The organism is Hyphomicrobium sp. 99 (assembly GCF_000384335.2).
Classification (GTDB): domain Bacteria; phylum Pseudomonadota; class Alphaproteobacteria; order Rhizobiales; family Hyphomicrobiaceae; genus Hyphomicrobium_B.
This window is the reverse complement of record NZ_KQ031382.1, coordinates 2,038,036-2,062,330: the sequence shown is the minus strand read 5'-3', so window position 1 is coordinate 2,062,330 and position 24,295 is coordinate 2,038,036. Positions and strand designations below refer to the sequence as shown.

At 59.7% G+C, this 24,295-nt stretch carries 21 protein-coding genes; 2 read left to right on the top strand and 19 right to left on the bottom strand.

Annotated elements, in window-relative coordinates:
* Positions 1-9: 9 nt before the first annotated feature.
* The 19 genes from G359_RS09960 to G359_RS09880 all read right to left on the bottom strand — a co-directional run bounded on the left by G359_RS09960 (position 10) and on the right by G359_RS09880 (position 22,721).
* Positions 10-795: an adenine nucleotide alpha hydrolase family protein gene (locus tag G359_RS09960; RefSeq protein WP_045836004.1), complete on the bottom strand. Its 786-nt coding sequence runs from the start codon at positions 793-795 to the stop codon at positions 10-12.
* Positions 792-1,916 (bottom strand): electron transfer flavoprotein subunit alpha/FixB family protein, encoded by a 1,125-nt coding sequence (locus tag G359_RS09955; protein WP_045836003.1) that lies wholly within the window; start codon positions 1,914-1,916, stop codon positions 792-794. The genes G359_RS09960 and G359_RS09955 overlap by 4 nt, the downstream gene beginning before the upstream one ends.
* A complete protein-coding gene (locus G359_RS09950) occupies positions 1,913-3,793 on the bottom strand; it encodes a (Fe-S)-binding protein (RefSeq protein WP_045836002.1) in 1,881 nt (626 codons plus the stop codon). Before G359_RS09950 ends, G359_RS09955 begins: the two co-directional genes overlap by 4 nt.
* A gap of 2 nt (positions 3,794-3,795) precedes the next feature.
* Positions 3,796-5,859, bottom strand: coding sequence for an oxidoreductase (locus tag G359_RS09945; RefSeq protein WP_045836001.1), 2,064 nt, complete (start codon positions 5,857-5,859; stop codon positions 3,796-3,798).
* Between the two features lie 10 nt (positions 5,860-5,869).
* Complete coding sequence (locus tag G359_RS09940) at positions 5,870-6,520, bottom strand: sarcosine oxidase subunit gamma (RefSeq protein ID WP_045836000.1); 651 nt, start codon at positions 6,518-6,520, stop codon at positions 5,870-5,872.
* Positions 6,513-9,560, bottom strand: coding sequence for a sarcosine oxidase subunit alpha family protein (locus G359_RS09935; RefSeq protein ID WP_045835999.1), 3,048 nt, complete (start codon positions 9,558-9,560; stop codon positions 6,513-6,515). The genes G359_RS09940 and G359_RS09935 overlap by 8 nt, the downstream gene beginning before the upstream one ends.
* Positions 9,557-9,856, bottom strand: coding sequence for a sarcosine oxidase subunit delta (locus tag G359_RS09930; RefSeq protein WP_045835998.1), 300 nt, complete (start codon positions 9,854-9,856; stop codon positions 9,557-9,559). The genes G359_RS09935 and G359_RS09930 overlap by 4 nt, the downstream gene beginning before the upstream one ends.
* Positions 9,857-9,870: 14 nt before the next feature.
* Entirely contained in the window at positions 9,871-11,124 is a 1,254-nt protein-coding gene (locus G359_RS09925; protein WP_045837862.1) for a sarcosine oxidase subunit beta family protein, read from the bottom strand.
* A 143-nt stretch (positions 11,125-11,267) separates the two neighbouring features.
* Positions 11,268-11,765 carry a hypothetical protein gene (locus tag G359_RS09920; protein ID WP_045835997.1) on the bottom strand — a complete coding sequence of 166 codons (498 nt, stop codon included), beginning with the start codon at positions 11,763-11,765 and terminating at the stop codon, positions 11,268-11,270.
* A gap of 142 nt (positions 11,766-11,907) precedes the next feature.
* Complete coding sequence (locus G359_RS09915) at positions 11,908-13,584, bottom strand: hypothetical protein (RefSeq protein ID WP_045835996.1); 1,677 nt, start codon at positions 13,582-13,584, stop codon at positions 11,908-11,910.
* A gap of 376 nt (positions 13,585-13,960) precedes the next feature.
* Positions 13,961-14,134, bottom strand: coding sequence for a hypothetical protein (locus G359_RS20445; RefSeq protein ID WP_156150728.1), 174 nt, complete (start codon positions 14,132-14,134; stop codon positions 13,961-13,963).
* Positions 14,135-14,237: 103 nt separating this feature from the next.
* Positions 14,238-16,493, bottom strand: a complete 2,256-nt coding sequence (locus G359_RS09910) for a family 2A encapsulin nanocompartment cargo protein cysteine desulfurase (protein ID WP_045835995.1) — start codon at positions 16,491-16,493, stop codon at positions 14,238-14,240.
* Positions 16,480-17,394: a family 2A encapsulin nanocompartment shell protein gene (locus G359_RS09905; RefSeq protein WP_045835994.1), complete on the bottom strand. Its 915-nt coding sequence runs from the start codon at positions 17,392-17,394 to the stop codon at positions 16,480-16,482. Before G359_RS09905 ends, G359_RS09910 begins: the two co-directional genes overlap by 14 nt.
* A 93-nt stretch (positions 17,395-17,487) precedes the next feature.
* On the bottom strand, positions 17,488-18,399 hold the full coding sequence (epsC, locus tag G359_RS09900; RefSeq protein ID WP_045835993.1) for a serine O-acetyltransferase EpsC: 912 nt from the start codon (positions 18,397-18,399) through the stop codon (positions 17,488-17,490).
* Positions 18,400-18,402: 3 nt separating this feature from the next.
* Positions 18,403-18,534: a hypothetical protein gene (locus G359_RS21015; protein ID WP_256363857.1), complete on the bottom strand. Its 132-nt coding sequence runs from the start codon at positions 18,532-18,534 to the stop codon at positions 18,403-18,405.
* A gap of 125 nt (positions 18,535-18,659) precedes the next feature.
* Entirely contained in the window at positions 18,660-19,415 is a 756-nt protein-coding gene (locus G359_RS09895) for an ABC transporter ATP-binding protein (RefSeq protein ID WP_045835992.1), read from the bottom strand.
* A 6-nt stretch (positions 19,416-19,421) separates the two neighbouring features.
* A complete protein-coding gene (locus G359_RS09890; RefSeq protein ID WP_045835991.1) occupies positions 19,422-20,264 on the bottom strand; it encodes an ABC transporter permease in 843 nt (280 codons plus the stop codon).
* 6 nt (positions 20,265-20,270) lie between these two features.
* Complete coding sequence (locus G359_RS09885; protein WP_045835990.1) at positions 20,271-21,245, bottom strand: aliphatic sulfonate ABC transporter substrate-binding protein; 975 nt, start codon at positions 21,243-21,245, stop codon at positions 20,271-20,273.
* A gap of 144 nt (positions 21,246-21,389) precedes the next feature.
* The gene (locus G359_RS09880; protein WP_045837861.1) at positions 21,390-22,721 is read right to left on the bottom strand and encodes an LLM class flavin-dependent oxidoreductase; all 1,332 of its coding nucleotides are present in this window, start codon (positions 22,719-22,721) and stop codon (positions 21,390-21,392) included.
* Between the two features lie 157 nt (positions 22,722-22,878).
* On the opposite strand from G359_RS09880, the gene G359_RS09875 reads away from it, so the two are divergent.
* Together G359_RS09875 and G359_RS09870 are read left to right on the top strand one after the other, a co-directional pair.
* A complete protein-coding gene (locus tag G359_RS09875; protein ID WP_197077559.1) occupies positions 22,879-23,169 on the top strand; it encodes a type 2 periplasmic-binding domain-containing protein in 291 nt (96 codons plus the stop codon).
* Between the two features lie 69 nt (positions 23,170-23,238).
* Positions 23,239-24,189, top strand: coding sequence for a sulfonate ABC transporter substrate-binding protein (locus tag G359_RS09870; RefSeq protein WP_045835988.1), 951 nt, complete (start codon positions 23,239-23,241; stop codon positions 24,187-24,189).
* Positions 24,190-24,295 lie beyond the last annotated feature (106 nt).

Sequence of the window (24,295 nt, the reverse complement as noted above, 5' to 3'; positions counted from 1 at the left end):
ACGGGCATGCTAGAAATCGACGAGCCGATGTTCTCTCAGATAATTCAGCATCACTTGTGCTTTATCGACGATTGTGCCCTCAAAAGCGACAACGCCGCCTTTCGCCTCGGAGACAACGGCCGATTGCATACGCGCGTGTCCTGATTTTCTGTCTTGCGCTTTAAGACGCACCGGGCGGCGTGGCGCAGTTTCGACCGTCCAGTCAGGCGGCATGACGCGATCCGCAATGGCTGGTTCCGGAGCGGTGGTGATATGGCCTGACATGCGCCGGGCATATGCATATTTGAGTTCAACGGGCGCGCGCGGATGAACAGTCATCACGAGCGGCAAGGGACAAGCTATCCGGCGTCGCTGTCCCTTCGGCAGAAACTGGCGAATTTCGACATCCCACTCTTCGCCCGCGCTTTTATCAACGCGCGCATCGAGTACATTGGCGACAACCGGACAGCTGAGGGCTCGCGCCAGTGCATATGGGAGGAGTCCGCTTCCTGCGCCCAATTCCGTGTTGCTGCCTGTCAGTATGATGTCGACATTCTTGAGATAAGCCGCGAGCACCAGCGCCGTATCGCCGCTCGCTTCCACGGGCAGAACCTCTATCGTTCCCGCACCAAGCGCTAGATAATCTTGAAGCGACGGCTCTTCCGCAGCACCGGCGTGAATGACGCGAAGCGCATCACCGGCAATACGGCGACCTAACGCCATCGCGATGGCGTCTCCACGGCATGCGCGCGGCGCGCCGCTCACGGGATGCCGGCCTGCTGAAATCAACGCCGCGACTGTGAACGCGTTGCTCATCGTTCACCCTCCGGGACTTCGCCCTGATTGCGCGCTTGGGATACACGCGTAATCAGCGCTTGCATGAGTTCTTCAGCATCGCCGATGACAGTGAGATCCGCTCGCTTGACGATCGGCGCTCCAGCGTCGCGATTGATGGCGATGACGTGTCGGCAGCCCTTGATGCCTTGCAGATGCTGAACGGCCCCTGAAATGCCGATCGCGAAATAGGTCGTCGCGTTGACCGTTTTGCCCGATGCACCGATCTGCTTGTCGCGCGGGAACTTGCCTTCATCGACCGCGACGCGACTGGCGCCCACGGCAGCGCCGAGTGTTCGGGCAAGCATGTCGATCGTATCGACGTTGCGAACGCCGCTACCGGCGGAGACGATGAAGTCTGCTTCCTCCAGTGCGATGCCTGATGTCTCCGTTTGCTCGAGACCGAGATCACGGCAAACTTCGGTGATGCTCGCAAAATGCGGGGGCGGCAGCCGTTCTCCCGCTCCTACAAGCGGCAGATCGGTATCAATCGTTCCGGGCGCAAGAAGCACGAAGCGTGGAAGGGGCGTTTTCGCGAGCACGCTGCTACCGGACCAGTAGATAGCGACGTGATGGCGATCCAGTTCCGCCACATGCGTTGCTGCTTTCATGTCGTCATGCTTTGCGACCAACCGGCGACCGAGATCGCCGTCGCCGAGCATGTTGTCGGGCATGACGACGTGTGCGGGTTGGTATTTGTCCAACAGCGATTGAACAACAGCTTCTTCACGCTGCGGCTGAAATCTCGCCGCATCCAACTCTGGAATGACGATGATCCTATCGGCGCCCAATGGCGCTATGTCCTCGTGAAGCTCGCCGAGGATCACGGCGATGACGCCCACTTCTGGCGTGGCGATAATGGCGGCAGCAGCGATCGCTTCACGCGCGTGATCATCGAGTTTGCCACGATTGGAATGGGCGATCGCCATGTGCCAGGTCTTTGCGGGCTCGGATGTGCGACGCGGCCTCGCTTTTTCATTCGCTCGCGCAAACGCGCCGACGTGCAGCCCACCGCCTGCGATTTCTCCGAGCACGATGCGACGCAGTCCCGAAGGTGAGATACGATACGGACGCCGCGGATCGATGCGCTTCACATCGCTCATGGCTGCCCTTCCAACGATGACGCCACCAGTTCCGCGATGTCGAGAATTTCGGCACGCGCGCCTGCGACGCCTTCGAGCATGGCGGTGCATTGGGGACAGGCGACGGCGATCACGTCGGCACCCACTTCGCGCGCGTCGCTCATACGAATATCGGGAATGCGCTGTTTGCCCGGAATGTCGGTCAGTGGTGCGCCGCCTCCGCCGCCGCAACATCTGCCGCGAAGGCCGGAGCGCTGCATTTCCCGCACCTCGATGCCAAGTCTGCGCAATAGATCACGCGGCGCTTCCGTCTCGCCATTGTAGCGGCCGAGATAGCAGGGATCGTGATAGGTCAACGCGCGCGCTTCTGAATCTTTTCCGAGTTGTAGTTTGCCTTGCGACGCCAGCTCGGCAAGAAGCGCGGTGTGATGAATGACGGTGTAATTGCCGCCGAACGCTGGATATTCGTTGCGCAAGCTGTGCAGCACATGCGGATCGGACGTTACGATGCGTTTGAAATTTAGCGACGCCAGTGTGGCAATATTCTGCTTCGCCAAAGTCTGGAACGTCGCTTCGTCGCCGAGACGGCGCGCAGTGTCGCCGGTATCGCTTTCGCGCTCTCCGAGTATGGCGAAATCAACGCGCGCGGCCTTCAGACTTTTCACGAGCGCTCGGAGCGTTCGCTGATAGCGCATGTCGAATGCGCCTTCGCCCGCGAAGAGCAAAAGATCTACAGGCTTCCCCGGCTCAGCAACAGCCACGCCGAGATCGACGGCCCAGTTGTATCGCGCCGTTTTCGCGTAGCCGCCCTGCGTCTCGGTTTCTCGCAAATTCTCAAGCGTCTCGGGCGCGGTTCCTGGTACATCGCCTTGCGTGAGGTTGAGGTTGCGGCGCATGCCGACAATCGCGTCGACGTGCTCGATCAGCATCGGGCATTCTTCGACACATGCGCGACACGTCGTGCAAGACCAGATCGTCTCAGCTTCTATGAGTTTCGGCACAATCGCTTGGTTCGGGCTTCCGCGGTGGGAACCGATCGGGATGCCGGGATAGGGTCGGCCCGCATAGGCGACATCGCTCGAACTCGATAAGCCGGCGACGAGATCTTGGATAAGCTTCTTCGGATTGAGCGGCTGGCCGGCTGCGAAGGCTGGGCACGATTGCTCGCACTTTCCGCATTCCACGCAGGCGTCGAAACTCAGCAGTTCCGTCCAGAGAAAATCCGAAGGTTTAGCCACTCCGAATTCGCGATTGCCTAGTGCCAGCGGTGAGAGCGCAGTCGATCGCACACCAGCGAAGCGCTCAGGTCTCGGATGAAAGGCCAGATGGAGAAGACCGGCAACGGCATGCTTCATTGGAGAGCCGACGCCAATGCCGAGCGCAAGTTCTGCCGAACCGGCCAGCAGCAGGAGCAACGCCAGCGCCGCGATGGCCAGCGATACTGTTTCAGGCCGCGTCATCGTCAGAATAGCGAGGCCGTTCGCAAATGCCGCGAGAGTATATGGCAAGCGATCCCAAGCACCGCGCGATAGTCGTGGAGGCGGCTCGCGGCGTCTTTGCCAAACGAAAAACGTGCCTGTTAGCATAACAGCTGCGGCGAGCAGAATTCCCCAATCGAGCAGCCAAGAATAAATTCCGAGGCCGTAATTGAATGCAACGAGCAACAGGGCTGCGATGGCGCCGCCCGCCGTCGCTATGTGCGTGTTCGCGATATAGGGATCGCGCGCGACGACGTGATGCAATTCGACGAAGTAGCGTTTCGGCACGGCCAACAGCTCAGACCACTCGAAGGGTGCTTCGCGACCCGTTCGCCATAGGGCCGAGCGACGCGCAAGGCCTATCGCGAGTGTCGCGACCGAGACCCAGAAGAGCACCGTAACGGCCACCGCGACGGACACGATCAGAAATCCTTACACAGGCGGAGCGAGTCGTAGATGGCGGCGTGGATGTTATGCATCGAAACGCAATCGCCGACACGAAACAGAAGAAAGCGTCCGTCCCCAGTTGCGTCCTGAAGCGCCGGTTGTGGTTCGGCTGCGTACAACGACTTGAGATCCACCTGCCCGCGATTGAGCGAGCGGTCTTTCAGCGACGTGTAGAGCTCGGTGTTCGGCGTGATGCCGTTTTCGATGACGACCTGATCGACGACGCGCTCTTCAAGCTCATCGGTATATTCGTTGCGCAGCACGGCGACCTTTTTGTTGCCCTCTGCGTAGACTCGATCGAGCCAATGGTTCGGCGTCGGAATGATGCCTTGCGAATAGAGGCGCCGATAGAAGATCGGAAACGTCGTTCCGCCCACATCATCGGAGACTTTTGTATCAGGCGTGACGATCTCGACGGTGCAGCCGCGGCTTGCGAGGAAATCCGCCGTGCCAAATCCCGCATGGGCGCTGATGCCGTCGTAGACGAGCACGTTCTCAGCTGGGGCGACTTTCTCTGATAGGATGTCCCATGAGCTGATGGAGAGACCGTCCTTCGCGCCCCAGTTTGCGACTTGGTCGGAAAAGCTGCGGCCGCCCGTTGCGAGTACGACGATGTCCGGTTGCTCGCGGAGCACCATCTCGGGTGTCGCTTCGGTTTCCATCCGGCGATCGACACCCAAGCGTTTGGTTTCGAGATCGAACCAGCGGACGATGCCGGCCATTTGCTCTCGTTGCGGCGCCTTCGCTGCAAGATTTATCTGGCCGCCGACGGTCGCGTTACGCTCGAACAGAACGACGTCGTGCCCACGCGACCGCGATACGCGCGCGGCTTCGAGACCAGCCGGGCCGCCGCCGACGACGACGATGCGCCTCTTGGCGCCCTTCGTCTGCGTGATGATGTGAGGCATCGTCGCCTCGCGCGATGTCGCTGCGTTCTGGACGCAGAGCGTATCGGAGCCCGAATACATTCGGTCGATGCAGTAGTTGGCGCCGACACACTGCCGGATCTGATCCTCGCGGCCTTCGCGGACCTTCTTCATGATGTGCGGATCGGCGATGTGCGCGCGGGTCATGCCCACCATATCGACCAACCCGTTCGCGAGAATGCGTTCGGCTTGCGTGATGTCGCGGATGCCTTGCGCGTGCAGTATGGGCACGTTGACGACGGACTTGATCCCCGCCGCCAGATGCACGAACGGTTCCGGCGGCAGCGCCATCGGCGGCATGCAGTTCGCCAGCGTGTTGTGCGTGTCTGCACCCGAACCGATCACGCTGATGAAATCAATCATGCCGGTCTCCGACATGCGCTGCGCGATTTCCTTCAAGACTTCATGATCGAGACCGTCGTCGTGGAACTCGTCGGCGCACATGCGCAGCCCAACGCAGAAGTCGCGACCGACTGCTTCGCGCACGGCGGTGAGCACTTCGAGACCAAACCGCATGCGGTTTTCGAGGCTGCCGCCCCATTCGTCGGTGCGCATGTTTGAGCGCGGCGACCAGAACTGATCGATGAGTTGCTGATGCGCGGCGGAGATTTCGATGCCGTCGAAGCCGGACGCCTGAACGCGTTTGGCGGCTGCTGCGAAGTCCGCGATGATGCGCTGGATATCCTCGATTTCAATGGCCTTAGCGTTCCCACGGTGCACGAACTCGCGAACGCCCGACGGCGATACGAGATGAGGCCATGGATCTCCGGCATAGGCCGAGCGACGGCCCATATGTGTCGCCTGGATCATGATCTTCATGCCGTGGCGATGGACGGTTTCCGCCAGTCGGGCCATCGGTTCGATGACGTGATCTGTCGTGAGATTGACCGGGCGCCACGCGCCTTGCGGAACGTCGATCGATACGGGGCTGGAGCCGCCGCAGATCGCCATGCCGAGGCCGCCCTTGGCCTTCTCTTCGTAGTAGCGGATGTAGCGATCGCCGGGCATGCCGCCTGCATCCGCATAGACTTCGGCGTGGGCCGTCGAGTAGATGCGGTTTGGCAGCGTCAGTTGGTTGAGCTTGAGGGGCGTGAAGATGTGCGGATAGCGCATCGCCTGATCCTCAGCTGAGAGCCACGTTCACGCTGCCGACGCTCGGCTCAGCTTGGCCGTCGCGACGGAGATCGACGATACCAAATCCGTAAGGCGCGGCGGCGCGCGCGAGATAGCGCCAAATGTAGTCGGCGAAACTGCGCCGGATGAGCAAGCGAAAGCCGTCGCCGTGCCGAAATGCGTAGGCGGAAGATTTTCCGAACGTCGTGCCGACGACGCGGCCCGGTTGCAAGCTTGCGAAATCATAGACGCTCACATGCTGGAGGACGTCGAGAGCGTTCGCGCCTTCGAGGATGATTTGCGTATAGCCTCCGGAATTGTCGACGACTTGACTGCGAACGCCAGTCAGCGCCTGCTGCAAGCTCGCAAGCAGCGATTGCGATTGGCTCACTGACGCGACGATCATCCACTCATCGGGCGACAACCATAGAACGTCCATGTCTTTCGAAGATGCAAGCGTGCAAGGTTGCACAGGAAGCGCGACGCCGAGCGCCGTCGATGCGGCGTTTACGAAAGCTTGATCGCTGACATTTCCGCGAAGGCTGATGTAGCCGAGGTGCGGGATCTCGTTCGCCCAGACGCCACAACTGTCGTCGATTGGCCGCGCCTGACTTTCGAGACAAAGCGAATGGAGAGGCGACCGCATGATTGGCTCAGACATTCTGCCGTGCTCCCTGCGGATCGATGAAGACGGGAGAGACGAGCCTGACCTTGTGCGCCTTGCCGCCGGCGTAGGCGTAGAGATTATCGCTGCCGTTCTTGCGGCCTTCTTCGCTCCGCCGATTGATGCCATCGCGGACAACGGCGAGTGCAATCGAGCGGCCGAGTTCGGCGCTGTAGTAGCTCGACGTCACGTGTCCGAGCATCGGAACGGGCGGCGTGATGTCGGCGCTCTCGATGATCTGCGCGCCTTCGGCCAGGACGGTTTCGGGATCGTCCGTCAGTAGCCCGACGAGCTGCTTTCGATTGGGCCCGGCGGTATCGCTGCGCGCGAACGAACGCTTGCCGATGAAGCTGAACGGCTTCTTCATGCTGACGGCCCATGCCATATCGAGGTCAAGCGGCGTCATCGAGCCGTCCGTATCCTGACCGACGATGATGAAGCCCTTCTCCGCGCGCAGGACGTGCATCGTTTCGGTGCCGTAGGGCGTGATGTCGAATTCGCGGCCTGCATCCATCAGCGCTTCCCACACGTGATGGCCGTAGTTTGCGTCGACGTTGACCTCGAAGGCGAGCTCGCCCGAAAAGCTGATGCGGAAGACGCGCGCGGGAACGCCAGCGACTGTTCCCTCACGCCAATCCATGAACTTGAATGCGGACGGCGACAGATCGATATCGCTACAGAGCTTCGCCAAAACTTGGCGGCTCTTCGGCCCGACGATGGCGGCAGTCGCCCAGTGGTCGGTGACAGACGTCATGTAGACGTCGAGATCCGGCCATTCGGTCTGATGCCACTTCTCGAGCCAGGTCAGGACGCGCGCGGCGCCGCCCGTCGTCGTCGTCATGAGGAAGTGATCATCGGCGATGCACGCGGTTACGCCGTCGTCCATGACCATGCCGTTCTCATCCAGCATCAAGCCGTAGCGGCATTTGCCGGGGGCTAGCTGTGTCCACGCGTTGGCGTAGACGCGATTGAGGAATTCTCGAACGTCTTTGCCGCGAAGATCGATCTTGCCGAGCGTTGAAGCATCCATGATGCCTACGCCGCGGCGTGCCGCCAAACATTCGCGCCGCACGGCCGCGTGCAGGTCTTCACCCGACTTCGGAAAATACCAGGGACGCAACCATTGCCCGACCGGCTCGAATTCCGCGCCGCGCGCAACATGGGCTGCGTGCATGGCCGAATAGCGCCGCGGCTCGAAAGTATCGTCTACGTGGGCGCCGGCGAGCGTGCCGAACGTGACCGGCGAATAGGCGGGGCGATACGTCGTCGTTCCGACTTCAGGGATGCTTACGCCGCGTGCATCGGCTGCAATGGCAAACCCGTTGACGTTCGACAGCTTGCCCTGATCGGTTCCGAAACCCAACGCCGTGTAGCGCTTGATGTGCTCGATCGAGCGATAGTTCTCGCGCACGGCCAGATGAATGTCGGCTGCCGAAACGTCATTCTGGAAATCGACGAACGCTTTCTTGCCGTGTCCTTCGCGCTTGCCGTCGGGAATACGGAAGATGCGGCGCGCCAGAATGGTTGTCGGCTCATCGGTCCCCAAATCAACTGCATCGGTCGTGGCGGTCTTGCCGAGCGATGAAAGTAGGTCGCGCAACGTCTGTTGCGTTTGTTCGAGCGCCTGTTGCAGGCCGAATTCGCCCGTGACCGCGCCGACGCAGTAGATGCCGGATTTCGCGCGCCCCGTTGCGGGTACGACGAACGCCAGTTTCGCTTCATTCCAATGCGGGCGGCCGCCGTCGTGGCAGTAAAGATGCACGGTCGGCGACAAGCCGCCGGAACTCCCGAGCACGTCGCAATCGATATCCGGGCCGTTGCCGATGACGATATTTCGTTCGGCATCGAGCTTCACGAGCTGCGCGCCGCTGACTGCGCGTCGTCCCTTTGCATAGGCGATGCCGTAGCCTGCCCGAACATCGACACCCGCGGCGCGCACGCGCTTTTCCCAAGCGGGATTTATGCGGGCACGCGCATCGGCAAGAACAACTTCGCAGCCTGCGCGGGCGAGATCACAAGCGCCTTGATAAATGTGATCGTTGGTCGTCTGCAGAAGTACGCGCTTGCCGGCTGCCACGCCGTAACGATTGAGATATGTCGTGAGTGCCGAAGCGGTCATGACGCCCGGAAGGTCGTTGTTGCCGAACACCAGCGGGCGCTCGATCGCTCCGGTCGCGAGCACCACGTTTTCCGCGCGGATGCGATGAAGCCTCTGGCGCGGCTGATTTGCGGCGCGTTTTGCGAGCGGCAGATGGTCCTGAAGCTGCTCGACTGCCAAAACAAGATTCATGTCGTGCAGCGCAAAGGCGCTCGTTCGCGTCAGCACCTCCACGTTGGGCATGCTTTGCAGTTCGCCGATCGCGGCTTTCAGCCAAGCGTTCGCTTGTTTGCCGCCGATAACGCTTTGCGGTGAGGAGAGCAGCCAGCCGCCCAATTCATTCTGCTCATCGAGCAACACGACTTTCAGTCCGGCACGCCCTGCAGCAAGAGCCGCGAGCAATCCACAGGCGCCTCCTCCGACGACGAGAACCTGCGCGTGACGATGGCTGTGATCGTACGTTTCCGGGTCGGCTTCCTTGGGCGAACTGCCGTAGCCCGCGGCCTGACGGATGATGTGCTCGAACTTCGGCCAGAGCTTTTTGTCCTGGAACGTTTTGTAATAGAAGCCCGCTGGCATGAAGCGCGAAAACAATCCGCCGAAGCTTTTCAGATCGAACTCCAGCGTGGGCCAGCCGGTCGTCCGGCGCGCGATGAGCCCATCGTACAGTTCGACCTGCGTCGCCTTGAGATTGGGAATCGTATGGGCGCCCGCCTCGATCTGCATGAGCGCGTTCGGCTCTTCGGGCCCGGCACCGACAATGCCGCGCGGTCGACCGTACTTGAAGCTTCGCCCGAGCATGCGCACACCGTTCGCGAGCAGTGCAGACGCGAGCGTATCTCCGGCGTAGCCATCGTACGTCTGGCCGTCGAACGTAAATGCGAGCGGTTTGTCGAAATCAATCCGCGCGCCTGGGGTGCGGACCCGAGAACTGGTCACGTCGCGCCGCCCTCCGCGTCGTAGGCCTTGCGGCCGTCTGAGAGCGTCCATGATCCGGCTATGGCATTTGTCGCTGTGTTACGCTTCACGACGAAGAACTTGCGGCAGCCCGTGTTGTGGGACCACATTTCCCAATGCCAGCCTTTGGGATTCTTGCGCATGAAAAGATAATCGCCCCATGCGTCGTCATCTAGCGTTTCGGGCTTCGATGGACGCGGAATGAACGCCTCGCCGCCGTAGCCGAATTCTTCTTCTTCCCGTTTTTCCCCGCAATGCGGGCAAAACAACACAAACATCGTGCGGTCCTGAATTAGTGAGCGACGCCAGCGGCGCCGTGCTCATCGATGAGATGTCCTGTTGAGAAGCGGGCGAGATCGAATGCCCGGTTGAGCGGATGCGCCTCGTCTTTCGCGATCGTATAGGCAAAGACATTTCCGGAGCCCGGCGTCGCCTTGAAGCCGCCCGTGCCCCAACCGCAATTGAAGTAGAGCCCCTTTACCTTTGTCTTGCTGATGATCGGGCACGCATCGGGGGTGGTGTCGACGATGCCGCCCCATTGGCGGTTCATGCGCACACGCGAAAACATCGGGAAGAGCTCGATGATTGCTGCGGCCGTATGCTCGATGATATGCGGGCTGCCGCGCTGCGTGTAGCTCGTATAGTGATCGATGCCCGCTCCGATGACGAGTTCGCCCTTATCGGACTGGCTTGCATAGCCATGCACGGCGTTCGACATGACGACCGTATCGAGCACGGGCTTCATCGATTCCGAGACGAAGGCTTGAAGCGGATGGCTTTCAATCGGCATGCGAATGCCTGCCATCTTCGCGAGAACAGACGAGTGACCGGAGGCAACGCAGCCAACGCGCTCGGACTTGATCGTGCCGCGCGTCGTCTCCAATCCCACGATGCGGCCGTTTGCGATGTCCATTCCTGTGACTTCGCAATTCTCGATGATGTCGACGCCGTATTTGCTCGCCGCGCGGGCAAAACCCCACGCCACGGCATCATGGCGAGCGATGCCGCCGCGCGGTTGAAAGCTTGCGCCGAGCACCGGGAATCGCGCCGTCTTCGCCGTGTTGAGGATGGGAATTCGGCTCTTCACTTCGGCGGCGTCGAGCACGAGCGCATCGATGCCATTCAGATTGTTGGCATTCACGCGGCGTTCGATATCGCGCATGTCCTGCAGCGTATGTCCGAGATTGAAGACGCCGCGCTGACTGAACATGACGTTGAAATTCAGGTCTTCGGTCAGTCCCTCCCACAGCTTCAGTGCGTGCTCGTAGAGAAGAGCTGCTTCGTCCCAAAGATAATTGGAACGGACGATCGTGGTGTTGCGCGCGGTGTTGCCGCCGCCGAGATAGCCCTTCTCGATGACCGCGATGTTGCGAACGCCATGGTCCTTCGCCAGGTAATAGGCGGTCGCGAGACCGTGTCCGCCTGCGCCGACAATGACGACGTCATAGGAGGGCTTCGGTTCGGCGCTCCGCCACGCCGGATCCCAGCCTTCATTGTGCCTGAGGCCCTTCGTGAAAAGCGACCAGGAAGAGTAGTCTTTCCTCATCAAAACTCCCCACTCGCATCGTGCGACGCGGCCACGAACAACCATTTGTCGAGATGCATGCGTTAGTTAGGCGGGCAGCCCGCTTTCCGTGCAGCCGCAGAAGACGCAAACTTTGCTAATTACGACACAGTAGGGCCGATGCGTCACCCTTGCCAAGCTCCGCGCATCTTGGCGATCAGCTCGAGTGTCGGATTGATCGACACGTCCGATTTTCCCGCCAACTCGAGGTCACAGAATGCCTGGGTCACGACTTCATGCTCGGTCAGGAACCGCAATGTCTCAGCATCTTCGGGGGCGCATCGCTGCTCCAGAGCCGCGTAGCGTGTAATGACCGGATTGAGCTCGCGGCTATAGAGCCTCATGAAGTCATCCCACGGCATGCTGGCATACTTCTGGACGTGGTCGATGCCCTTTTGACGATAAACGTCGCTTTCGCGCGTGTCGCCGCCGAGCTTGGCGACGAGATCCCGCATTTTGGCCTTCGTGACAACTTCAAGCTCGGTCAAAACGCGCCACTTCTCTGCCCGGGCGGGATCGTCCATCACTTCCGCGATGCCGCTGTAGAGCGCCTCGCCGTAGACCTCGCCCTGGTAGGCGCGCTCGACTTTGCTCAAGAAGTCGCTTTTTGCATCGACCGTCATGGACAGTCATTCCTCCGCCACGAGTTTGCTCCGCCGCCTCGATCGCGAAATTCATCCAGAGCAGCGACGTTGAAATGGAAAGCCCGCGCGCGTCAAGGGATGCCGATTTCTGGCAGTTGCGTTGTTGTCCGATCGCTCAGGATTAGAAGGCATACCCTCGCAGGAGCGCTCTGCCACTGACTTCGACCGCAAGCCGATGAGCGCCGAGATAGCGCGAAGCAAACGCGTCCTCCGCGGGCCGGTCGCAATCGTGGACGAAAACCAGGCCCCCGCCTGCGACAAGACCTGATGCCGCGTATATGCTTTTCATACGCCCCGGCCGTTCGCCGGTATCACCGGCAGGACCGTCGACGAGGATGATATCCCAGCGACGGGACTGGACCTCGGCGGGCAGATCCATCCGCAATCGGCTCGGACGGTCGAGCCAATCGCGCCAGTCCGCTTGGCGCGAATTGTATTTTACGACGTGGACGCCCGAGCTGTTCAATTTAGCAAGCGTCTTGGCTGCCCATTCCGGATTGTCCTCAACGAAGACAGTCGTGCCGCCGGCGTTGACCTTCTCCCAGAGCAATGAATCGTTTCCGCATCCGAACACAAGCAGCGAACAGTTCGGCTTTCTCTGGATCTCGTTGATGATCGTACGGATTTCGATAGGCGATAATTGAATATCGGCACATGCCCCCTCTTTGAGGCCGAATTCCTTTTCAAGCATTTTACCAGCAGACTGATCAAAGTCGGCGAGGTGCTTCTTAAATGACCCCCACGGAACGCCGCTTATTTCTCCGAAGGGCCAAGCACCAGAAAATTGCGGCTGGCCGCCAAGCTCCTCAATGAGGCTATCGACCATGGCCAGGAACCGTTGCCGCTCCGGCTCAATCTTCTTCAGTGTTTTGTCGCGAATATACGATTTCGGGATGTTCCTGCTCCCGAGCGCTGCGACTGCATCGCGAACCGTTCGCGGGTTTGCTTCGCAAACGATGCAGTATTCTGGATCGAAATACGCGTCCCGTCCTCCGGTACTCGGCGTGCTGACAATGGAAAGACCTGCAAGCATATATTCCACCGCTGCGTAGCTGGCGCCTTCCACCTCGGAAAGGAGAAGGCCGGTCGACGCCCGAGCCAGGGCGGCATTAACGTTGGGATGAGACAGGCCGACAGGCAAATCACCTGCCAACTCGTTCAGCAATTCATGTGCCGGACAGCGCGCCTTCGTTTCGCTCCACAGGCGTTTGAAATCCTGCCGCCGGCTTTCCTGCGGCTCGCAATAGGCGATGTAGGCTACTTTCTCTATCTCTGCTGCCAACTCGTGCCGCTTTCCGGAGACGAACCGAGCATTGTAAATCGCGTCGAACTCGACATTGGCCCCAGGAAGCGGTCGGAATACGCGCTCAGAAACAGTAAACTTGTGATTGAGAAACGTCGCTGGCTGACCAAACTCCTCAAGTAGCTGAGCCTCGCCCGGTGTGTTGCAGATGTACCGGATCGCATGCTGGGGGTAGCGCTTGGTATGCTCAAGAAATGACTGTCGAATCGCCTTCGCTTTTTTTGGCGTTTCTATCGACCAAGTCGGAAAGATAACGAACCCGGCTTTGACGTCTCCGTAACGCCGTCCAAAGGACCGTGCTATTCCAAGAAACTCATCATAGGGGATGCCCGAAAGGAAAATGGGTGGTACAAAGGATAGCACCCTGATCGGTCCGAATTTAATCGGTTTGCCGCGAAGCTCCGGCAGACGCTCCGACTCGAACGAGAGATCGTTGGAGGTATTGATAGTTTTGCGATGACCGACTGCATTTCGAATGAGGCGTGACAACCACATAAGCCGGTCTCCGCTTGTCAAAAAAGTATAGCAGTATCTGTCCGTCTTTCTGCAACAGCGGAGCAATATGGCGTGATGCGTCCTAACGGAGCAAGGATACGATGGAACTGATCAACAGATGAGTGGCTCGCCGTGGCACCACTCCGAGGCGTGCTCGAACTTGCTGATGATGACGTAAAAGGACGGACCAATGGGTAACGTCACGACCAAGAGGGTGCGAAGATCGATGAAAAGGCGCTGAAGGACCTTATTCGCAACGCCGTGGCGCTGAACACCTCAAAGCGCGCGGAGGCCGCCGCCCCGCGCTCTCAGAAGAAGCCAAAGTAGACTGGATCATAAAAAAAATGGCGGCCGAAGCGTTTTTTGCCGTGGCCGCTTACCGCTCAGTCTTTGATGCTGTCTCGGGGCTGACCGATTTCTTCGCGTCCTTTTCGCCCTTCGCGGACGGGCGCTCCGTCGGAAGCTTCATGCCTTCCTTATTGGTTTCGTGATGCTTGCCGCCGGGCGGGTCGGTGGCGTTCGTCGGGTCAGTGTAATTCGTTTTCGACATCTGCTCCTCCATCCAATGATGAATAAACAGTGCCCGCTGCTCTGCGGTTCCTCCGCGCGAAATCACAATCCCGCGCGGAGTTTATCGAAGCGCCCTTCGATGTTTAGAGCCGTGTCAAACCGGTTTCGGCCTGGATGTCTTTCAATGCAGCGACAAGAACGTCGATCTCGCCGCACGTATTGTAGAAGGCAAACGACGGTCTGACGGTCGTCTCCTGGCCGAAACGCCTGAGGATCGGCTGGGCGCAGTGGTGGCCAGAACGCACGGCGATCCCGTACTTGTTCAACCGCGCGCCGATCTCCTCACTCTTGAGGCCCTTCATGGTCAGCGAGATGACGCTCGCCTTTTCAGGTGCCGTTCCGATGATCCTCAAGCCCGGGATCTGAAGCAGACGCTCGGTCGCGTAGACGAGAAGCTTATGCTCGTACTCCGCGATATTGTGGAGACCAATGCGCTCGACATAATCGATCGCCGCTCCGAGCCCGACCGCGTCGGCGATGTTACCGGTTCCGGCCTCGAACCGCGAAGGCGACTTATGGAACTCGGTCCGCTCAAAGGTCACGTCACGGATCATGTTGCCGCCAGTCTGATATGGCGGCAGCGAATCCATCAGATCCTTCTTGCCATAGACGACGCCGATGCCCGTTGGAGCAAAGAGCTTGTGGCCTGAGAACACGAAGAAGTCGGCGTCGAGATCCTGCACATCGACCTTCATGTGCGAGACGGACTGAGCGCCATCGACAAGCACTTTGGCTCCGACGCGATGCGCCATCTCGACAATTGTCTTCGCCGGCGTGATCGTTCCGAGCGCATTCGAAACCTGAGTGAATGCGACGATCTTCGTGCGGCTGTTCAGGAGCTTGCCGAACTCGTCGAGCAGCAAGGCACCGTTATCGTCGACCGGCGCGACGCGCAGCTTCGCGCCTTTGGCGAGGCAAAGCTGCTGCCAGGGAACGATGTTGGCGTGGTGCTCGAGATGGGTGATGACGATCTCGTCGCCGGGGCCAACGTGCTGATTGCCGAAGGTTGCCGCAACGAGGTTGATCGACTCCGTCGTCCCGCGAGTAAAGATAATCTCGTCGACCGAACCAGCATTGAGGAAGCGGGCAACTTTATTGCGCGCGCCCTCATAGGCATCGGTCGCTCGCGCGGCAAGTTCGTGCGCTGCGCGATGGATATTCGAGTTCTCGTGCTCGTAGAAATACTTCAGTCGCTCGATGACCGACTTCGGCTTTTGCGTCGTTGCGGCGTTATCGAACCAGATCAACGGACGGCCATTGACCGTTTCGTTGAGGATCGGGAAGTCGCGACGAACGGAACCGACATCAAATCCGATGCCACCCGTCTCCCCCACGCGGACGGGTGCAGCCTCGCCAGGGACGCTAATGCCACTCGATGGCGAGAAAATCCCATCCAAAAAGTAGAGACTCGATCCCGCGTCCGCGCGCGGAACGCCCGTGAGGGGTTCGGCCGCAAGCGGAGCCAGCAACGATTTGAGCTCGGCTTCGAAGGGAATGCCAATCCAGTCGTAGTTCGAAACGGTGCCGCCGGAATGGGGTGTTTCGATGCCGGTATGGTTGGATAAAACCTGCGGAGGCGGTGTCGCCGGCGGCGGCTGAGGAGGTGCCGCTTGGGAAACGCCAGGAAGCGAATTCGCAGAACGCGATTGCTCCGGACGCGCAGGAATTTCCTTCGAGCCTCCGAAACCGGAAAGCGACGGTCCAGCATCGACGGTCGATGGCAATAGCGGATCTGGCGCGCGCGTCAGATCATTTACGCCTTTGAGGTCGATCACGGAGACATCAGCCGCGGAAACCGGAGTGCCGCTGACCGGCGCGCCGATACCCGGCACTGACGCGACAGCGGGTGTCGGCGACGGCGATGGTCCCGGCTGTGCGGCTGCCTGACCGCCGAGCTCTGTCGGCGATGCGCCAAAGCCCGGAAGGGATGGCCCCAACGGCCCGCCAGAAGGCGGAGACGGAACCACAGCCCCGAAAAGACTATCGAACACGCGATCGTCGAACGCGGCGGCGTCAAATGGTGACACGCTTCCCGGCGTTCCGATCGTTGCCGCCGGCACTCCAGCCGTCGGCAATGGAGATGTTCCCGCGGCCGCAAGATGCGGTGCCGACGTTCCCGCGACTTCCACGGGGGAAGCGCCGAAACCTGCAAGCGAAGGGCCGGCAGAGGGCGGCAACGATTGCCCCGGGAGCGCTGCGAAGAGATCGTTCGCCATCTTTGTCAGAAGCGTTATATCCGGCAACCCCGCCGGCGGCTGAACGCCGCCAGCTGTCCCGCGCGCCGCTGCTGCAAGCGCGTCAAGGTTTGCGGCTCCGCCTGCTAGGTCAGCTGTAGACATGGTACCTGCCCACCTCAACGTTCTCGAGAACACCCAGCGCGTCGTCGGTCAGGACGGCGAGCGAGCAATAAAGCGAGACGAGATAGGAAGCGATTGCCTGATCGTTGATGCCCATGAAGCGAACCGAAAGGCCCTTCGTGAGCTCGCCCGGAAGGCCAGGCTGGAAGAGGCCAACCACGCCCTGCTTGGCTTCGCCGGTGCGAAGAAGAAGAATGTTGGTCTTGCCGTTCTTCACTTCGAGCTTATCCGACGGGATGAGCGGGATGCCGCGCCAAGTGATGAACGGCGAGCCAAACAGCGTCACTGTCGGAGGCGGCACGCCGCGACGGGTGCACTCGCGGCCGAAAGCTGCGATCGCCTGCGGATGGGCGAGGAAGAAGGCCGGCTCTTTCCAAACCTTGGTGATGAGTTCATCGAGATCGTCGGGCGTCGGCGCGCCGGCACGTGTCCGGATCTTCTGCGATGCCGCGGCATGCGCAAGGAGGCCGTATTCCTTGTTGTTGATCAGCTCGCTTTCCTGACGCTCCTTGACCGTTTCGATCGTGAGGCGAAGCTGCTCTTTGATCTGATTGTGCGGAACGCTGTAGAGGTCGGATACGCGGGTATGGATGTCGAGGACCGTCTGAACGGCGCTCAGAAGGTATTCGCGCGGGTTGTCGACATAGTCGACGTAGGTCTGGGGCAGGACGCGTTCATCGCGCACCGAGCAGGCCACTTCGATATCGCCGCCGCCGTCGCGCACCTTGTTGACGCGATAGATGCCGGCCTCGACCGGAACCCAGCTCAGAAAATGCACCAGCCAACGTGGCGTGATGGTCGACATCTGAGGAACGGTCTTGGTCGCATTAGCTAGTTGCCTTGCTGCAATATCGCCAAGCGCTGTTTGTGCTTCGTCTGCCATACCTGTCTCGCTATCTGTTATATTGTCGCATCAAATTCCGATATATGCTTATCGTTAGAAATGATAAGCCCGTCAACCCCTCCGAAATTAGAATTATATTCCAGCGCCGTGATCGAAGGTTTCGCTGCGAACCTGAGCCTGCACGATATTGCTCGCGGGCGGGACGCTACGGGTTAGCCACACATTGCCGCCGATCGAAGAGCCGCGGCCGATGGTGATGCGCCCGAGAATGGTGGCGCCGGCGTAGATGACGACGTCGTCCTCGACGATCGGATGCCTGGGCTGGCCTTTGACGAGCGCGCCACCCTCGTCGATCGAGAAGCGTTTCGCGCCGAGTGTCACTGCTTGATAGAGGCGGACACGCTCGCCGATGACGGCCGTCTCGCCGATCACGACCCCTGTCCCGTGGTCGATGAAGAAGCTGCCTCCGATTTTTGCGCCGGGGTGAATGTCTATGCCGGTTTGGGAATGTGCGAGTTCGGCGATGATGCGCGCGATTACAGGCGCTCCAAGCGTATGAAGCGCGTGGGCGATTCTGTGGTGAACTATGGCTCTTATGCCTGGAAAACTGAGGAGTACTTCTTCCGTGCTCTTGGCCGAGGGATCGCCGTCATAGGCAGCACGAACGTCGCTTTCGAGCGTCTCATAAATTCCCGGAAGAGCGCGCGCAAAAGCAGCGACAATCTCATCCGGTGTAAGGGGCGAGTCATGCTCGGCGCGGCTCTCGTCGATGAACGCGTGTTCTCGCCTCACTTGTTCGATGAGGACGCTTAGCGCCTCATTGAGTGAATTGCTGACGAAGACGGCGAGCCCCTCGTCGCTGTGGTCGATCGCGCCTGCGTGACGCGGAAAGAGCGCTGCGTAAATTCCTTCCACAACCCGCTGCAGCTTCGGTGGACTGGGGAGCGGCGCTCTTCGATTTCCGGCCAAGACGACGCGTTTGCTGCGCCCCCTCGCCTCGCGAAGCTCCGCTACGATGTCATCGATATTCCAAGGTGAGAGCATGTGTTAGGCCTGCGACATCACGCCAGGGAAAATCGCGCGATCGGCGTCCTCTGGGGTCACCCCCTGGACCGGTACAAAGACCAAGCCACTTGCGGCGCGCCGATAGCAGGCACGCGTCAGGGTAGAATCGGACATAAAATTCCCCGCGAGTATAAGTCCTTATCACGTAGAACCGTAGACAGCGGAAATATCTCCAGGAAATAAGAAGAACTGCATAGCTTATGAACCGGCTGCTTATCGGGGCGACCGGATTGGAAAATTTATCCAGGTACTCGCGCGTGACGCTCTGAGCGGGAATCGTCCAGCGCGGCGAGGACCCGCCTTTTCTCCTCTCCGAATGAGTTCGCGAGGCGGTTTCGGGGGCGATCGAGCTGGACGTCGAATGTCGTCGCAATCCGGCCCGGAGACGGCTTCAGAACGACAAGGCGCGTGGCCAGTGCGACAGCCTCTTCGATATCGTGCGTGACGAGCACGAGCGTTGGTCGAGTGTCCGCCCAAAGCTCAAGCAAGTGATCCTGAAGCTCGACGCGTGTGAAGGCATCGAGTGCCGAGAAAGGCTCATCAAGGAGGAGAACCCTCGGTTTCGTGACGAGGGCGCGCGCGATCGATACCCTTTGACTTTGTCCGCCTGAAAGCTCGCGCGGCCAGCGACCACCGTAATCGGCGAGGCCAACGCGCTTCAAAGACGTTTCGACGAGATCCTGCCTTTCGCCTTTGGAAAGGTGGGCCAGACCGAAGCTGACATTTTGCCGGACTGTTAGCCACGGCATCAAGCGCGGTTCTTGAAAGATGATGCCGACGGCGGGATGCGGTGACTCGATCTCAGCTCCGTCAACCCGGACCGAGCCCGAGGATGGTTTTTCAAGGCCTGAGAGCACGCGGAGCAAGGTGCTCTTTCCGCATCCCGAGCCGCCAACGATGGCGAGGATCTCGCCCGCGGCGACGTTCAACGAGACGTTGTGGAGAGCGACGGTGCCGTTGGCATAGGTCTTCCCGATCTTTCGCGCTTCTAGCATTGGCCTTTATTTGCTGTTCGAGAAAGTGTCTTGCCAGCGGAGGAGCGGCGCGGTGGCGGTGGAGAGAAGCCAGTCGGAGGTCTTGCCGAGAATCGCGAATATCAGCGTGGCGGTCACGATCTGCTCGGGCTTGCCGAGTTGCTGACCATCAACGAGGAGATAGCCCAGCCCCTCAGAAGCACCCATGAACTCGGCAGCAACGACGAACATCCAGCCAAGGCCGAGGCCACCGCGGAGCGCGAGGACATACGCCGGGAGGATCGACGGCAGGAGCACGCGAGTTGTGATCGCGACCGGCGACAGTCGAAAGACGCGACCAACTTCAACGATCTTTCGATCGACTGAAAGAATGGCGCCGAGAACACCGAGATAAACGGGGAAGAAGACTCCGACCGCTATGAGAGTGACCTTGGAGGCCTCGAAGATTCCGAACCAGAGAATGAAGAGCGGAACCCACGCAATTGAAGGAACCGCTCTCAAAGACTGCAGCGTCGGATCGACGAGGCCGCGCATGAGGGACGAATAGCCGGCGATCGCTCCGAGCAATGTGCCAGCTAGAGTTCCAGCGCTGAAGCCGGCAAGCACGCGCAGGCATGTCGCCTTGATATGGAGCGACAAATCTCCCGCACGCGCGAGTTCCAATATCGTATTGGCGATCCGCGACGGCGGCGGCACGAGGCGCCCTTCGGCAATTCCCGTGCGAACCGCGATTTCCCAACCGAGGCCAAGTGTCAGGGGCACAATAAGACCGGCGATGAAAGGGGAAAGCCCGCCCACCCAGTTCGGGCGGCGGGCTATCGTATTCGGTCCTTCCTCAATCGAAAGACCGGCTTGCTCTGCAGTGGTCATTGGCTGCTAGTTGGACGCGGTCGAGAATTTGGCGTCGATCAGTGAGTCGACGGCAGCCGAAACATTGACATCCGGCTTGATGACCTCGGCTTTCTGAAGCGCGAGACCGGCAGCCAAGATCGTGTCTCTCTGCGCCGTTCCGATCTTCGAGTAGGAAAGATCGGTGCGCTCCTTGAGCTGCTTCGCAATGACCGCCTCAGGAAGCTTGGTCGCCGTCACGAGCAGCTTTTGAAGCTCTGCCGGATTGGCAAGAGACCATTCACGGGCTTTTTCGTACGTCGCGAGCACGCGCTTGACGATATCGGGATGATCGTTGGCGAATGCTTCGCGAACGTTGAGCACGCCCCAGCTGTTGGCTTCGCGGTTTCTAAAGAAGAGTTTCGCGCCGTTCTCAATCTCGGCGGACGCCATGAGAGGATCGAGGCCAGCCCACGCATCGACATCGCCACGCAGCAGAGCGGCCTTGCCGTCACCATGCTGAAGAACGACGACAGTTACGTCCTTCTCGGTCAGACCTGCGTCCTGCAGGGCGCGCACGAGGAAGATGTGCGGATCGGTGCCGCGTGTCGCCGCTACGCGCTTGCCCTTGAGATCGGCGACTGTGTTAATTCCAGTTTCAGGCCGCGTGACGAGCGCCGTCCATTCCGGACGCGAGTAGACGTAGATCGATTTGATCGGATTGCCGTTGATCTTGCCGACGAGCGCGGCTGCGCCTGCTGTCGAGCCAAAGTCGAGCGAACTCGCGTTGAGAAACTCCAGTGCTTTGTTGGAGCCGAGGGACTGGACCCAGCGGATTGCGATCCCATCCTTCTCGAATTCTTTCTCGAGCAGTTGGTTGTCTTTGAGCGCCAGCGAAACAGGATTGTATGTCGCCCAGTCGATCCTGATCTCAGTGAGCTTATCCGCAGCGTGGGCGCCGGTAGATAAGATAAGCGCGAATCCCAGAGCTATCGACGCCCGGGCTCGGTTCCAGAAATTCATCGTGACATCCCCTTTGATAACCCGAGCGGAAATCTTAAGGGTCGGATCGGGCAGTCTTAACGAAGAAGAAGTTATGACGTTATTCGCAGATTGAATGCTTGTGCTCATCCGCGCGCGCCGGTGCCTAAGTTCTGAGCGCGAATCCTAAGTCGACTTGAAGAATTGGTTCTCTGGACGGCGCAGCCCGAGATGCTCTCGCAAGGTCGTCCCTTCATATTCCCGGCGGAATATTCCGCGCCGTTGCAGTTCCGGCACCACTCGATCGACGAAATCGTCGAGCCCGCCGGGCAGCCAGGGGAACATCACATTGAAACCGTCCGAGGCTCGGGTTTCGAGCCACTTCTCCATTTCATCTGCGATCGAAGCCGGTGTTCCGACGAACGCAAGACCCGCATAGCTACCCGCTTTCTGAGCAAGCTGACGGATCGTGAGATTTTTCGTCCGTGCAGCATCGACAAATCGTTGCCGCGCGCTTTTGCTGGAATTGGTTTCCGGAATTTCCGGGAGCGGTCCGTCCGGATCAAAACCCGAGACGTCATAATCGAGGATACTGTTTAGAGAACCGATGCCGCTGTCGTAATGGACGAGACTGTCAAGATGCGCGCGCTTCGCACGTGCTTCATCGATCGTATCGCCGACGATCACGAAAGCAGCCGGCAGAATTTTGAGGTCGTCGGGATCCCGTCCGATGGCCTGCATTCGGCCTTTCACATCGGAATAGAAGCGCTGCCCGTCCGCCAAGGTCGACTCGGCACCAAACACGACTTCGGCCGTTTCGGCAGCGAGCTGACGTCCGGGCTCCGATGCTCCGGCTTGCACAATAACCGGCCACCCCTGCACCGGCCGCGCGATATTGAGCGGACCACGAACCGAAAGTTCACGGCCCTTGTGGCCGAGCACATGCATTCGAGCTGGATCAAAATAGATTCCGGCTTCGACGTCGCGCACGAAAGCATCGTCTGCGAAACTATCCCAAAGGCCGGTCACCACGTCGAAGAATTCGCGGGCGCGGGTATACCTCGCGTCGTGGTCGAGGTGTGATTCATATCCGAAGTTCAACGCGGCATCGGGATTGGCCGTGGTGACGATATTCCAGCCCGCGCGACCAGCACTGATGTGATCGAGCGATGCAAAGCGGCGGGCGATGTGGAAGGGCTCATCAAAGGTCGTAGACGCCGTGGCGATGAGCCCAATTCGCTCGGTGGCGACCGCGAGGGCCGAAAGCAGAGTGAACGGCTCAAAGGATGTCACCGTATGGCTGCGCTTCAGGGCATCCATCGGCATGTTCAAGACGGCCAGGTGGTCAGCCATGAAAAAGGCATCGAACTTCGCCGCTTCGAGCCTTTGCGCAAAATGTTTGAGATGGCCGAAGTTGAAGTTCGCGTCCGGATAGGCGCCCGGATAACGCCAAGCGCCAGTGTGAATACTGACGGGTCGCATGAATGCGCCGAGATGCAGTTGGCGTGGACGGCTCATCGAGACAACCTTTTCTATTTGACCAAACGTAATAAGCAAAGTTCGCATAAGGATTGCGAAAATACTTCGTAGACGATCCCTGATCGCACCTGCAGCCTTGGTGGCTCGCCAGACGATTTCAACTGGCGGCTATTCGTTGCGGGGATTTTCCAATGGATTGCAGACGTCTTTTACCTGTCGGTCTCGCGAAACGCTCGAAGGGCTCTCCGAAACTGCCAAGTGGGCTGACGAACACCATGCCGACGTCGCGAAATCGCTCGCGGCGGTTACGGGCCTCGATCTTAACATTCAGACGATCGCGGCCAATCGGTCGACGTTCGCAATCGGAAAACTCAACGGCGAGATCATCGCTTCCCAGCAGCAGCTCGCAGACCGCTTTCTAAAACATGGCCTCATTCCAAAACCCATCGTCGTCAGAGACGCCGTGTGGGGCGCATCACAATCGTAATCACGTTCGGCGGAGCCGGATCTTCAACGAATTTGGCTCCATTCAACCTCTCAACAAAAGGGAAAGACCATGAAAATCTCTCGCAGGGCACTGGGCGCACTCGCGCTTGGTGCAGTCGCCGTAAATCTCGGCAGCCTCACGGCAAGCGCCGACGATAAAGTCATCCGCATCGGATATCAAAAGTACGGTAACGCCATCCTCCTCAAGGCGAAGGGAACGCTGGAACCCAAGCTCGCCGCGATCGGGTACAAGGTCACTTGGGCCGAATTCCCGTTTGGACCTCCGCTGCTCGAAGCCATCAATGCGGGCGCCATCGACTTCGGACACACGGGCGAAGCGCCGCCTGTGTTCGCTCAAGCCGCGGGAAGTTCAATCGTCTATGTCGCGCATGAGCCGCCTGCCCCGGAGGGTGAAGCCATTCTCGTTCCCAAGGACAGCCCGATCAAATCGGTCGCTGAACTCAAGGGCAAGAAAGTCGCCTACGCCAAGGGCTCAAACTCGAACTACTTTGCCGTTAAGGCCCTTGAAAAGGCCGGCATCAAATACGGCGAGTTCGAGCCGGTTCATCTTGCTCCTGCCGATGCGCGCGCAGCTTTCGAAAGCGGAAAGGTCGACGCCTGGGCCGTTTGGGATCCCTTCTATGCTGCGGCCCAGGACGGAGCCAAAGCTCGCGTGCTGACCGACGGCAAGGGAATTGTCTCCAATCACCAGTTCTACTTGGCCAGTAAGTCCTATGCCGAGGCCAACGCCAAAGCCATCGATGTCGTGCTTTCGGAGCTGAGGGCCGTCGATGATTGGGTGAAGGCCGATACCAAAGCGGCCGCGGCGCAGCTCAGCGGGCCGACTGGTATTCCTGCGCCTATTCTCGAAGCCGCGCTGAAGCGTCAAGCGTACGGCATCAAGCCGCTCGATGATGCAGTTATCGCCGAACAACAACGCATTGCCGATCAGTTCCACGCGCTCGGTCTTCTGCCGAAGGCCATCAAGGTGGGTGAGATCGTCTGGCGAGCCGGTACATGACGGCGCATGGGTCAGAGAGCCGTAAAGCTCTCTAGCTCTTGCCGACGCACGGGATGGCTGCTTTTTCGGCGCAGCGATTGGCGGCCATCCCGCAGACCTGAAGTAT